This is a genomic window from Sphaerochaeta associata (genome assembly GCF_022869165.1).
Taxonomy (GTDB): domain Bacteria; phylum Spirochaetota; class Spirochaetia; order Sphaerochaetales; family Sphaerochaetaceae; genus Sphaerochaeta; species Sphaerochaeta associata.
Genome location: NZ_CP094929.1, coordinates 2,219,957 through 2,232,304 on the forward strand (window position 1 = coordinate 2,219,957; position 12,348 = coordinate 2,232,304).

11 protein-coding genes are annotated in these 12,348 nt (G+C 51.4%); 5 read left to right on the plus strand and 6 right to left on the minus strand.

The features are described from left to right. Position 1: 1 nt before the first annotated feature. The 3 genes from MUG09_RS10280 to MUG09_RS10290 are packed head-to-tail and all read right to left on the minus strand — an operon-like array spanning position 2 to position 3,119. On the minus strand, positions 2-1,294 hold the full coding sequence (locus MUG09_RS10280) for a S1C family serine protease (protein WP_244771338.1): 1,293 nt from the start codon (positions 1,292-1,294) through the stop codon (positions 2-4). Positions 1,295-1,329: 35 nt separating this feature from the next. Further along, complete coding sequence (locus MUG09_RS10285) at positions 1,330-2,301, minus strand: carbohydrate kinase family protein (RefSeq protein ID WP_244771339.1); 972 nt, start codon at positions 2,299-2,301, stop codon at positions 1,330-1,332. Positions 2,302-2,312: 11 nt separating this feature from the next. Further along, complete coding sequence (locus MUG09_RS10290; RefSeq protein WP_244771340.1) at positions 2,313-3,119, minus strand: phosphohydrolase; 807 nt, start codon at positions 3,117-3,119, stop codon at positions 2,313-2,315. 77 nt (positions 3,120-3,196) lie between these two features. On the opposite strand from MUG09_RS10290, the gene MUG09_RS10295 reads away from it, so the two are divergent. The 3 genes from MUG09_RS10295 (at position 3,197) to MUG09_RS10305 (ending at position 6,783) form a co-directional block, all read left to right on the plus strand. After that, positions 3,197-3,718, plus strand: a complete 522-nt coding sequence (locus MUG09_RS10295) for a hypothetical protein (RefSeq protein WP_244771341.1) — start codon at positions 3,197-3,199, stop codon at positions 3,716-3,718. An 86-nt stretch (positions 3,719-3,804) separates the two neighbouring features. Further along, on the plus strand, positions 3,805-5,493 hold the full coding sequence (locus MUG09_RS10300; RefSeq protein ID WP_244771342.1) for a glutamine--tRNA ligase/YqeY domain fusion protein: 1,689 nt from the start codon (positions 3,805-3,807) through the stop codon (positions 5,491-5,493). A gap of 51 nt (positions 5,494-5,544) precedes the next feature. Then, entirely contained in the window at positions 5,545-6,783 is a 1,239-nt protein-coding gene (locus MUG09_RS10305) for an amidohydrolase family protein (RefSeq protein ID WP_244771343.1), read from the plus strand. Between the two features lie 46 nt (positions 6,784-6,829). Here MUG09_RS10305 and rbr read toward each other — a convergent pair whose 3' ends face one another. The 3 genes from rbr to MUG09_RS10320 form a co-directional block, all read right to left on the minus strand. Next, entirely contained in the window at positions 6,830-7,372 is a 543-nt protein-coding gene (rbr, locus tag MUG09_RS10310; RefSeq protein ID WP_244771344.1) for a rubrerythrin, read from the minus strand. Positions 7,373-7,383: 11 nt separating this feature from the next. Then, positions 7,384-7,788, minus strand: coding sequence for a Fur family transcriptional regulator (locus tag MUG09_RS10315; RefSeq protein WP_244771345.1), 405 nt, complete (start codon positions 7,786-7,788; stop codon positions 7,384-7,386). 135 nt (positions 7,789-7,923) lie between these two features. After that, entirely contained in the window at positions 7,924-10,353 is a 2,430-nt protein-coding gene (locus tag MUG09_RS10320; protein ID WP_244771346.1) for a class I SAM-dependent methyltransferase, read from the minus strand. Positions 10,354-10,522: 169 nt separating this feature from the next. Between MUG09_RS10320 and MUG09_RS10325 the strand changes: the two genes are divergently transcribed. Next, complete coding sequence (locus MUG09_RS10325; protein ID WP_244771347.1) at positions 10,523-10,996, plus strand: hypothetical protein; 474 nt, start codon at positions 10,523-10,525, stop codon at positions 10,994-10,996. Beyond that, positions 10,997-12,334: a phosphomannomutase/phosphoglucomutase gene (locus MUG09_RS10330; RefSeq protein ID WP_244771348.1), complete on the plus strand. Its 1,338-nt coding sequence runs from the start codon at positions 10,997-10,999 to the stop codon at positions 12,332-12,334. It abuts the gene before it with no gap. Positions 12,335-12,348 lie beyond the last annotated feature (14 nt).

Sequence of the window (12,348 nt, forward strand, 5' to 3'; positions counted from 1 at the left end):
ATTATCGTACCAATGCGCTTACATGCTGCGCTGTTCGTTCAATGAGTTCGACATGCATCTGTTTGGACTCACCCTTGCGATTCACCGTTACGCTCACCTTCTGGCCGCTTTTGAGCGGCAACAGGGCGAGGTAGAGGTCGTTCAGGTCTTCCACTACTTCACCGTTGACAGCGGTTATTATATCACCGCCCAGATATATCACACTTGAGCCGTATTGGACCATCTGATTTCCCCCTCTCAAGCCGGCCTTGTCGGCAAACCCTCCACTGACCACCTGGCTGACAAGAACACCCTTCTCAACCGAAAGCTTTGCGTATGCCACCAATTGGGGGGAAAGTTGGACAGCCGCCAAGTCGAGCCAGCCACGGCTTACCTTGCCCAGCTTGATTAAATCGGGAATGACGGCGATGGCCGTATCAATGGGAATTGCAAAGTTTAAACCTTGTGAGCTGCCGGTGGTTGAATAGATGGTGCTGTTGATCCCTATGACCTCACCCCGTCCATTGAGCAGCGGTCCGCCGCTGTTTCCCGGGTTTATCGAGGCGTCTGTCTGGATGGCATTCATGATGATCTTTCCATCACTGGTACGAACGGGTCTGTTCAATCCGCTGACCACCCCGACGGTCAACGTTCGGTCGTACCCGAAAGGATTGCCGATGGCAATGACCTTCTGCCCGATCTTGAGTTCCTCACTGGTACCCAAGGTGATGGGTTTGAGCACTACATCCTTCTCAACATTGATTTTAATAACTGCCAAGTCATCCTCGCTGTCGATACCGACCAGTTTGGCCGTGTAGCTGCGGTTGTTATACAGACCCACCTTCAAACTGGCAGCCTTCTCGACAACATGGGCATTGGTAAGGATGTATCCATCGGTAGAGAGGATGATTCCACTACCGGTGCCTTTCGCTGGAAGAACATCCATGAATGCATTGACCTGCGCCTCGGCGATCGTCGTGATATGGACCACACTCTTGTTTACATTCTCATAGACGCTGATGGTCTGCTTTTCGTCTGCGCTGTAGACCCATGAACGCTCATCGCCTTCGAAGATGAGAAGGCCTTCCTCGCCATGGAAGATATTTGCCACAGGAACTCCCGATAAAGAGAGAAGCCCTTCCACCCCCTGATTCTCCACAACCCCTTTCAGGACCTCAGCAAGGTCTTTCTTGCGCTTGTCCTCACTGATGGAGTTTGTCCATCGAATCAAGATGTAGGCAAAGACTATACTAGCCGTTCCAATAAGAATGGCCAGCAGTATTCTAATGACTCTCATGCGTGTAGTTCGGAGCATGTCCCTAGTGTACTTCCAAAGGGGGAGCTAGGCAACTACAGGCTGGACAGGAGCGTCTGAACTTCCTCTTTTGTCGGCGGGTCACACCCTCGGCGTGAGCAGTTTATTGCACTTGCAGCGCTCGCCCAACGCAAGGCATCCTTGATCAAGTGCTCATCCAGCTCACCAAGTGTTGGCAGAGCCCAATCCGAGCCGAAGCAATCGCGCTCATGCAAATACGAGAGCAGTGCACCGCTGAAAGTGTCGCCTGCCCCGACGGTATCGATGACTGGCAGATCGATGATCGGCATACTGACTTCTCCACCCTCGGCAGTGAACCATATGCTGCCTCCCCTGCCCAACGTCAAGATTATATGCGCACTGTATTCGGCGGCAAGTTTCCTGGCAAGTTTTTTGACATCCTGATGAGGATGGAGATAGGCAAGGTCCTCGTCGCTGAGCTTTATCAATGAGGCGAGGGAGAATGCCTCTTCCATGCGCTCAAGATATGCCTGTCGATCGTCGATCACCGCCGGTCGCACATTGGGGTCGAGGAATATGATGGGACGAGGTTCGTACTCCTTCAAGGCTGCCAGGATGGCATGACAACCCGGCTCAAGAGCCAGGACGAGAGAGCCGATATGAACCACCCTGAGGTCGGTGTGCTCTTGCATGACTGCAAGAAGTTCGTCCTTGTCCAAGGAGACCGGAGCCGAGTTTTTCCAATAAAAAGCGTAGGAGGCCTTCTTCTGTTCATCCAACGAAGCAAAGGCCAACAGAGAAGGTTGCTTTGCCGCACAGAGAGCGGGATCGAACATCACTCGGTTGTCAACCAGATGCTCCAAGATCCTCATGCCGAACATATCGTTGGAAAGCTTCCCGATGAAGCCGACGGGAGAACCTTGCAAGGAAGCTGCTGTAGCAGCATTGAGGCCGCACCCACCTACGTGCGAATCGAAACTGACCGTTGCAAGCTTCGACGGCTTGGAAATAAAATCTATCAAGGCTTCCCCGATGACACCTATCATACCATTCTCTCCTATAGGTAGCGTTTCTTCTCCTGCCCGATGACTCCGGCAAAGATTTGCACATACTGCTTGGCAGGGCTCATTGAAATCTTAGGCAGTAATACTTCCTCGATCTGGAAGAAGCCCACATCGCTGGACATTTGCACATCGATGAGAATCGGAGGCCCCTCACCCTTGCTGATGGTCACTTTCTCGATGGAGTTCGCCGAATACTTGTGAATGTCCCCGGTCTTCGGACTCGTGTTGATGCTCATCGGAATGCGGGCCCTCCCCTTTTCCATATCACAGCCGTCGGCGACCAGCAACAGTCCTGCTTCCAAGGAGTGGATTTTTCTATTCGCCATATGACCCAACACCCCTTCAGTCGCTATCGACATTATTGCAATGCGACGACTCAGTGAGGAGGGAAGTACGACTTGCAGCAGGCGGTCCATGATCGGCCTGGCAATGACCAGTCCTGTCAACTCGTGTTCGGACCTGCCGACGCTCATCCCCAAGTCATGAAGAAAGGCTGCAAGCAACAAAGCGCACAGGCTGTCCTCGTGGCTTCCTGCCTCTTCGATCTCCAATGACGTCTTGACTCCATCCTGTTTCAACAACGACAACATCTTCACGACATTCACCGCCACCTGGCGCATATGCACCGGGCCGTGGTCGTTGTAGTTCAGTCGCTTGATCGAGACACTGTTCGCGTAGTCCTGAATAGCCTCGATCTCCGGGTCGCTTATCAAGAGCTTCGCCAGCGCATGGCTGTCCGATCCCTCTGTAAGCAAGGATAGCAGGTGTCGTTCCAGATGATGCTCTTTTGGTGACTTCATACCATAAGACTACAACAACTTCCGAACAACGGAAAGAGTCAGTGGATAAAATGAGACAAACTGCCTATACTACAGCAATGAGACGAATCACAATGCGAGACTTTCGCTGGATGGGCAGACCCTTGGTCTGGGAAAAGGACTATCGAAGCGTGAAACTGGAAGTGCAAGCGCACATGGGATTGCCGTACGGGCCCCTGCTGTTGGCGGTAAGCGATGAATCATTCGACTTTGAGGCGACAGTGAACGTCCCCCAGAAGGGTGGGTTTGCCGGCCTGTGCGTTTATCATCTGGACTCGACGTATGCAGCAGTCGGCCTTAACCGTGAAGCGATGGAAATCCATACGACCATTGCAGGTTCTCACAACAGGAGCATCATCGCCCGAACTTTTGAATGTGAAGAGGTTACCTGGCTTCTGAGACGCAGCTTGTCTCATCTGGACATAGGGTATCGACGTGGTGAGGATGAAGCAGTCTGGGTCGGCAGCTTCCAGCTTCCGGGCCTCGAGAAATCCATCAGCTTCGGCCCTTACTTTGCCAACGAAACCGATCATCCCATGCCAGGCTGGATGCATTCAATACGGTACAGCAAAGAGAGCTGACCTCTACTGGTTCAAGTGATGCTCTTATGCTACTATGAGCTATCTCCAAACGAGCCCCTTTGGAAGGGCATAAGGAAGGATCTGTCATGGACGAACGTACTGAGGAGAAGACTCCCCTCAATTTTCTTGAGCGAATCATCGAGGACGACCTTGCAAACGGCAGGGTTCCCGACAACACCATAGTAACCCGGTTCCCACCTGAACCGAACGGGTATCTGCACATCGGTCACATCAAATCGATCTGCCTGAATTTCGGTCTTGCAGAAAAATACAAAGGCCGATGCCATCTCCGACTTGACGATACCAATCCCGAGAAGGAAGACATCGAGTACATCAGGTCCATCATGCGCGATATCCGCTGGCTGGGCTTCGATTGGGGCAAATACGAGTATCATGCCTCCGACTACTACCAGCAGCTCTATGAAATCGCCGTACGTTTGATCGAGGAGGGCAAAGCCTTTGTCGACAACTTGACGGCCGAGGAGATGAAGGAATATCGCGGGACGTTGACCGAAGGCGGCAAGAACAGCCCCTATCGCGATCGAAGCATCCAGGAGAATCTCAGGCTCTTTGAGGAGATGCGCCAGGGCAAGCACCCGGAAGGCTCGTTGGTCCTGAGGGCGAAGATCGACATGTCCAGCCCGAACATAAACATGCGGGACCCGGTGCTCTATCGGATAAAGTTCGCTTCCCACCCCCGTACAGGCGACACATGGTGCATCTATCCGATGTACGACTTCACCCACCCCATCAGTGATGCCATCGAGGGAATCACCCACTCGATCTGCACCCTTGAGTTCGAGGACCATCGACCTGCCTACGATTGGGCCACCTCGATCGACGGCATCGACCATACCCCTCATCAGTATGAGTTCGCACGTTTGAACATCAACTATCTGGTGATGAGCAAGCGGCGTCTGCTCAACTTGGTGAAGCTCGGCATTGTCGACGGGTGGGACGACCCACGCATGCCCACCATAAGCGGTATACGCAGACGAGGGTATTCTCCTGAATCAATGAAGGACTTTGTAAGCCGTATCGGAGTCGCCAAGGTGGAGGGCGTAGTCGACTACTCGCTGCTGGAATTCTGTGTCCGTGAGGACCTCAACAAGCGCTCAGAGCGGTTGATGGTTGTACTCGATCCCGTAAGGTTGGTCATTGACAACTATCCCGAGGGTAAGGTTGAGTATTTCGAGGCTGTAAACAATCCCGAAGACCCCGATAGCGCCACCCATCAGATTCCCTTTTCTCGTGAATTGTTCATCGAGAAGGAAGACTTCATGGAAGTTCCATCAAAAGGATACCACCGCTTGTTCATAGGAGGAGAAATCCGCCTCAAGTATGCCTACTACGTCACCGCGCACTCGGTGGTCAAGGACGAAGAGGGCAACATCGTCGAAGTACACTGCACCTACGATCCCGAATCCAGGGGAGGAACGACGCCCGATAACCGCAAGGTGAAAGGAACCAGCCACTGGGTCAGTGCCACCGAAGGCGTCACCATCGAGGCCCGCCTCTATGACAAGCTCTTCCAAACCGAATATCCAGGAGCGGCAACCGGAAACTATCTGGATGATCTAAACCCCGATTCCTTGAAAATTGTGACCAATGCAAAGGCTGAACCCGAGATTCTCAATGCCAAAGTCGGTGATTACCTGCAGTTCATCAGAAACGGATATTTCTGCAAGGACAACCACAGTGAAGGATTGGTTTTCAACCGAACCGTAACGTTGAAGGACTCCTGGGCCAAGCTCAAGCAAAAAATGGGAATGTAGGATACATGATACGGGGGACGGTGTTCGTCCCCCTGCCTGCAGGGAGAGACTATGGATTACTTCTTTGACCAGCACTTCCACGTCATGCATATATCCCATCCGAATCTCATCAGCTTTTTCTCATCGTTGGACACCGGCATTCCCGATCTCATCACCAGCGGAGCACTCTCTCCCAGTTATATTCTCACGACCAAGAATAGAAAAGGCCCGGTGCTGCTCAACCGTCTTACCAATACACTGACCACCTTCGAGCAGACCATCGGGCAGACGTTGGTGATGATGGAGGATGACTTGAGAGGGGTGTTTACCTCCCATGAGGAAGGAGCACCCAGACCCGAGCTGCCCTACATCAGGGAAGGGAAACTGCACATGAGGGGCCGCGCCTATGACAAAATGGCGATGTGTCCGCTTCTCATGGATTTCTCCAGCAACCAAATCCGTAAGGAGACGTTGTATTATCCCACACCCAAGGAACAGAAAATCCTCGATTATGTTCAGGATACGCTGCAAGGCTTTGAATATTATCGCAAGGAACGTCCCGACGGCCTCTTCGAGTTCTTTCCGTTTCTAGGAATCAACCCCCCGGTCCACTCCCTCTCCTTCATCAAGGAGTTGTTGGAAACATATCTTCCAATTGATCCCAAGGGGAAGAAAAACAGGCAGTTCTACGGTATCAAGTTCTACCCCCCTCTTGGGTATGACCCGTGGCCTTCCGATGAAAAAGAGCGCGAAAAAGTTCTGTACATCTATGAATTCTGCAATCAAAACGACATCCCCATCATGACGCACTGTGATGACCAAGGTTTTCGCGGAGTTCCTGCCAAGGAAGCATGGAAGTACACCGCTCCGTCGGCCTACAAGCCGGTGCTCGCCCGCTTTCCGATGCTTCGCATCGATTTTGCCCATTACGGATGGCAATATACACCACTGCAGAAAAATCCGCTTACGGTGATCTCAGGCCTGACCAGCAAAGTCCCCGATTCCACCTGGTTCTATGAGATTACCGAGCTGATGCTGCTCTACCCCAATATCTATGCCGATGTATCCTTCAGCGGCAGTAATCATGACTTCTATACGCTATTGGTCAACTACCTCAATTCATTGGATGAGGAACAGAGGAAGATTATTCTCAGCCGCTCGCTGTTCGGTACCGACTTCTCAGTGAATCTGATGAAGGTGGAAAGCTACACCTCCTACTACCGGATGTTTGAACAATCACCGCTTTCCGATGACCAAGTGCATGCAATGGTTTGTGAAAATCCACTCCGTTTCATGAATTTCGGGCGTTAAAAAGGCAGGCCTGAAGCCTGCCTCTGTAGCGCTACGATGCCTACGCTTAGTAATTCTTGGCAACAATCTCGAAATAGGCCTGAGGATGAGCGCAAACAGGGCACATGCCGGGAGCCTTCTTGCCGATTACAATGTGACCGCAGTTGGAGCACTTCCAAATCTGGTCGCCCTCACGGCTGAAGACCAAGGAACCTTCGACATTCTTCAGAAGGTCGAGATAGCGCTGCTCGTGGTGCTTCTCAATGGCTGCAACCATTTCAAAGAGGGTGGCAATCTTATTGAATCCTTCCTCACGGGCTTCTTTTGCGAAACCAGCATACATCTCGGTCCACTCGTAATGCTCACCGGCAGCAGCATCCTTGAGGTTGGTAGCGGTATCATGAATCTCCCCACCTTCCTGCAGAAGCTTGTACCAAATCTTGGCATGTTCCTTTTCGTTGAAAGCAGTCTCTTCAAACAGATTGGCGATCTGCACATATCCTTCTTTCTTGGCCTGGGAAGCATAATACGTGTACTTGTTACGAGCCATGGATTCCCCTGCAAATGCGGTGTTCAGATTGGCTTCCGTCTTTGATCCTTTCAATTCCATACCTTACTCCTTCACTGCCTCACAGCAGCATGCTTTTTTTGACAATCGGGACAAACCCCGTTGAACACTATCTCGTAAGATTCCAGGACATATCCAAAGGTTTCCACATTCTTGGCACAGAGGTTGATGTCATCGAACACCTCAATATCGCTGACCTGTTTGCAATCCGTGCATTGGATATGGTAATGATTGCCCAAGGTACGGTCGAAATGATCAGGTCCGCCGAGAACGCGGATGCGTTTTACCTTTCCTTCATCAACGAGCATATTTAGGTTTCGATATACTGTCGCGCGACTGATGGAAGGATGCTTCAGCACAATGTTCTCATAAATTTGCTCGGCATTGGGATGGTTTGTAGCAGTAGTAACCGCTTCCCACACCAAGCCTTTCTGTATTGTCTGTCGCTTTTCTTTCATGGAATTTCCTAAATGATATAGAATCTCAATAATCATGATAGTCCAAGCTAAACCCAGTGTCAACAAGATACCGGAAAATCAGGACTTCCAAAAGGAACCCCAGGAAATCCTGGGGCTCTGCGAAGCAGGACAGCATTACTTGTCCTTGTTCTTTCCTTCATCATCGAGCCAGAAGAATGAATCATTCTCATTCTCGCCCCGGGTCCTGGTTTCACGGAATTTGTCAAAACCGTACGGTTTGGGGGAAGATTTGCGTTCACGCTTCACCCTGCCTTCCGTGCCAGCCTCATCACGAGGGGCGGAGAATGCCGGACGGTCTTCGCGACTTCTGAACGAAGGACGCTCGCTTCTGTCACCGTAGGGTCTTCTCTCTCCATAGGAGGGGCGATCACCTGAGGGTCTTCTGTCGTCACGGTCACGGAACGAGGGCCGCTCGGGCCTGTCGCCGAACGGTCTTCTCTCACCGTAGGCGGGACGATCGCCTGAGGGCCTTCTGTCGTCACGATCACCAAACGGTCTTCTTTCGTCACGATCAGGGAATGAAGGTCGTTCTGGCCTGTCGCCGAACGGTCTTCTCTCACCGTAGGCGGGACGATCACCTGAGGGTCTTCTGTCGTCGCGGTCACGGAACGAGGGACGCTCGGGTCTGTCGCCGAACGGTCTTCTCTCACCGTAGGCGGGACGATCACCAGAGGGCCTTCTGTCGTCGCGGTCACGGAACGAGGGACGCTCGGGCCTGTCACCGAACGGTCTTCTCTCTCCGTAGGCGGGACGATCACCGGAGGGTCTTCTGTCGTCGCGGTCGCGGAACGAGGGACGCTCGGGTCTGTCTCCGAACGGTCTTCTCTCACCGTAGGCGGGACGATCGCCTGAGGGTCTTCTGTCGTCACGGTCACGGAACGAGGGACGCTCGGGCCTGTCGCCGTAGGGTCTTCTCTCACCGTAGGCGGGACGATCACCGGAGGGTCTTCTGTCGTCGCGGTCGCGGAACGAGGGACGCTCGGGCCTGTCGCCGTAGGGTCTTCTCTCTCCGTAGGCGGGACGATCGCCTGAGGGCCTTCTGTCGTCGCGGTCGCGGAACGAGGGACGCTCGGGCCTGTCGCCGTAGGGTCTTCTCTCACCGTAGGCGGGACGATCGCCTGAGGGTCTTCTGTCGTCGCGGTCGCGGAACGAGGGACGCTCGCTTCTGTCGCCGTACGGTCTTCTCTCACCGTAGGAGGGACGATCGCCTGAGGGCCTTCTGTCGTCGCGGTCGCGGAAAGAAGGACGACGATCATCGCGTGCTCCTCTCGGTTCATCGCTTCGTCTCTCATACTCTTTTCTAGGAGCACGATCAGCCTCCGGCTGTTCAGCTTCTTCGCTCTCTTCAAAAAGCGGAGCAATATCCTCATCATCCCAGCGAAGGGTCAAAAGGTCGTCCTCCACTTCATTGGCTTCAATTTCATCAGCAGCTTCTTCGATTTCCAGTTCAAGATCAGAGGACTCTTCTTCCTGTACGGTTTCTTCTGCACTCTCTGCTACGACTTCGTCTTCTTGTACACTCTCGGCTGCAATTGCTTCTTCTTGTGCAACCTCTGCTACAATCTTTTCTTCTTGCACATCAATGTTTTTTGATACTTCTTCTTTCTTCATAATTTCATCATCCACTTGTTCTTCACGCTGGTCTCTGCCAGCTTTTTTCTCAACGGTCCGCAGATCTGCTGCAGTAATCCGTACATCTTGTTGCTTCGTAAGCAACCACGTCCTCGCCGTTCCTAGACGGCGTGTAAACCCAGGGGCTGCAACCTGTGCTGTTATCTCTTGAACCTCAAATCCTCGAACTGCTTTCGTGTCCATCCTGAATGTTCCCAGATTTGTAGAGAACACCAGTATTCCTTCCCTCGCCAATAGTGCATTCAACACTTTCATCCAACGCTGATAATCTCTCTGGACATCAAAATCATACTCCATCTTCCTGCTGTTGGAAAAACTCGGTGGATCAAATATGATCAAGTCATATACTTTTCCACTCGACAGCGCCTCAACAACATACTGCCACGCATCGGCGGCAACACAAGGATACATTGCTGTACCATACCCATTGTCAGCAAGATTCTTTTCGGCCCATGCAGTATAGGTAGCGGACAAGTCCACCGACTCAACGCTGGCGGCCCCGCCCCTGGCTGCATACACCGAGAAGGATCCCGTATAAGAAAACAGGTTCAGCACCCTGCATCCCCGGCTCATCGACTCAACCATCATTCTCGTTTCCATGTGGTCAAGAAATAAACCGGTATCGATTCTCTTGGTCAAATCTACGGTAAAGAACAGTTCATTCTCCGTGACTTGTAAAACCAACGAAGTTTCGCCCTGCAAGCTGTGCTGTTCCTTGCCCACCCGTTTGGGTCGGCGATGGAAAATCACGCGGTCGGCCTGGATGTAAAGCATACGGGAGACGATATCGCAGCATATCCGCTCCTCCTCTTCCTCCAAGCCCTCTTCGCTGTAATCGGTGACCCTTGCATAGGGACCATAGAGATCCACAGTAACTGGGAACCTCTCAAGGTTTCGATCATATACTCTCATACAAGTAGTGCCGCTCTTAAGCATCATACGGCGCATTTTGAGAGCATTACTCTTCAAAATCTTGCTAAAATCCTTCTCTGTGTAATCCATGACATTCCTAGTAGCTCTTTCTGCAACGCAGTGTATATGCTAATATGGAAAAAAGCTAGACAAGCAAAGGATAAAAATAATGGAAGAAGATGCACAAGCCTTTATCGCAGAATTGGAAACGAGGCACGAAGCACCACTGACATGGAAAACCTATGCCACTTGGTATGGAAACAATCATGAGGTATTCAGAGAATTCGGGGTTTTCTTCTATAGATGCAAAAATGCTTTCTACTTTGAGGATTTTGAAAGAAATCCGACCTTATTCGGCATAAATCTAAAGCCAAAGAAAGCAAAGGGACCATTCATCAAGTTTGAAGGTTCCTTTCATCTTGATGAGGTGCAGGATACAAGGCCGATCCCAAAAACCCTGGCATTTAAAATAATCGAGGGAAGGCGTGATGTTACCTCAGTCAGGAATTCAAATCTCTTGGACAGAGTGTTCAGGCAAATGGTTGAGATGGTTACATTGAAAAACGGCACAGTTCACTTTTTTGAACTGATGGATCGAAAACAGTTTGTAAAAGAGTTGCAGCACGGCAACAAGGAGGAATAGGTGGGAGCGTTCAAGGCGTATGATATCAGGGGAATCTACAACAAGGATTTCAACAAGGATACCGTGTACAAGATCGGGTATTTTCTTCCAAAACTGCTTAAAAGCAAAGTAGTACTGGTGGGCAGGGATGTCCGTACCAGCAGTGAGGAAATTTTTGAGTACCTGTGCAAGGGAATTACCGATAGCGGCAGCGATGTATATGACATCGGATTGGCTACAACACCCATGGTATATTTTTCCACGGTCCATTTCGAAGTTGATGCTTCAGTACAAATTACAGCCAGCCACAATCCTGCCAAGTACAACGGTCTTAAGGTCAGCAGGACAAAGGCTGTTCCCGTAGGATCGGACAGCGGGCTGCAGGAGTTGGAACAGATGGTGCTTGGCGACCCCATTGTCGTCGCATCCAAAAAAGGAAACATCATTGCAAAAGATGCAAGAAGCCCCTATTTGGCCTTCCTCAAGCAGTTTGTTCCCGATACCTCCAACCTCAATCTTTCCATCGACTGCTCTCATGGCATGGCGAATCTATTGGTGAAGGACCTTCTTGGAGAACACCACCACTACTTGTACGATCATTTCGACGGCACGTTCCCCGCTCACGAGCCCAATCCACTTGAGGTGGAGAACTGCAAGGACCTTGAAGAGGCGGTTCTCAAGAACAAGAGTGATATCGGAGTGATTTACGATGGCGATGCAGACCGTGTCATGTTTCTCGATGAGAACGGTAGGTTCCTGCAACCCGATTATATCACCTCGGTGTTGGGGTATTACTACCTGGGCAAAGAGAAAGGCAATGTGCTGGTCGACATCAGGACAAGCCGCTCAACAACCGAGTATTTAACCAAGCTTGGAGCAAATGTGCACATCTGGAAAGTCGGGCATGCATTTGCCAAGACGAAACTCAGGGACTTGGGAGCAATATTCGGGGGCGAACTTGCAGGCCATTATTACTTCCGTGACTTTTATAATTGCGACAGTGGGTTCCTTGCCTCCCTCATCGTCCTGCAGGTTGTCGGTGAACTGAAGAAAAAGGGCATCAGCATCGGCGCTTTCATCGATTCGGTCATCGCCTATGCAAACAGCGGGGAGATTAACTTCAAGCTGGAAAGCAAGGATGCTGCCATGGCCGCCTTGTATGCACGGTTTGCTGAACAAGACAAGCCTGTCAAGGTAATGGATTTCGACGGATATCGCATCGAGTTCGACTCCTGGTGGTTCAACGTTCGGAAATCTAACACAGAACCTTATCTTCGCTTGGTCGTAGAAGCCAAGAGTGCTGAAGAGCTGGCACTACGAACCGGAGAACTCTCCGAAATCATCAAGAAGTTCAACTAAGGCAGGAGCAACCT

Excerpts from the sequence above, each read along its gene's own strand:
- rbr (WP_244771344.1), bottom strand. The coding sequence starts at position 7,372 with ATGGAATTGAAAGGATCAAAGACGGAAGCCAATCTGAACACCGCATTT.
- MUG09_RS10295 (WP_244771341.1), top strand. The coding sequence starts at position 3,197 with ATGAGACGAATCACAATGCGAGACTTTCGCTGGATGGGCAGACCCTTG.
- MUG09_RS10280 (WP_244771338.1), bottom strand. The coding sequence starts at position 1,294 with ATGCTCCGAACTACACGCATGAGAGTCATTAGAATACTGCTGGCCATT.
- MUG09_RS10315 (WP_244771345.1), bottom strand. The coding sequence starts at position 7,788 with ATGAAAGAAAAGCGACAGACAATACAGAAAGGCTTGGTGTGGGAAGCG.
- MUG09_RS10320 (WP_244771346.1), bottom strand. The coding sequence starts at position 10,353 with ATGAGAGTATATGATCGAAACCTTGAGAGGTTCCCAGTTACTGTGGAT.
- MUG09_RS10290 (WP_244771340.1), bottom strand. The coding sequence starts at position 3,119 with ATGAAGTCACCAAAAGAGCATCATCTGGAACGACACCTGCTATCCTTG.
- MUG09_RS10325 (WP_244771347.1), top strand. The coding sequence starts at position 10,523 with ATGGAAGAAGATGCACAAGCCTTTATCGCAGAATTGGAAACGAGGCAC.
- MUG09_RS10305 (WP_244771343.1), top strand. The coding sequence starts at position 5,545 with ATGGATTACTTCTTTGACCAGCACTTCCACGTCATGCATATATCCCAT.
- MUG09_RS10285 (WP_244771339.1), bottom strand. The coding sequence starts at position 2,301 with ATGATAGGTGTCATCGGGGAAGCCTTGATAGATTTTATTTCCAAGCCG.
- MUG09_RS10300 (WP_244771342.1), top strand. The coding sequence starts at position 3,805 with ATGGACGAACGTACTGAGGAGAAGACTCCCCTCAATTTTCTTGAGCGA.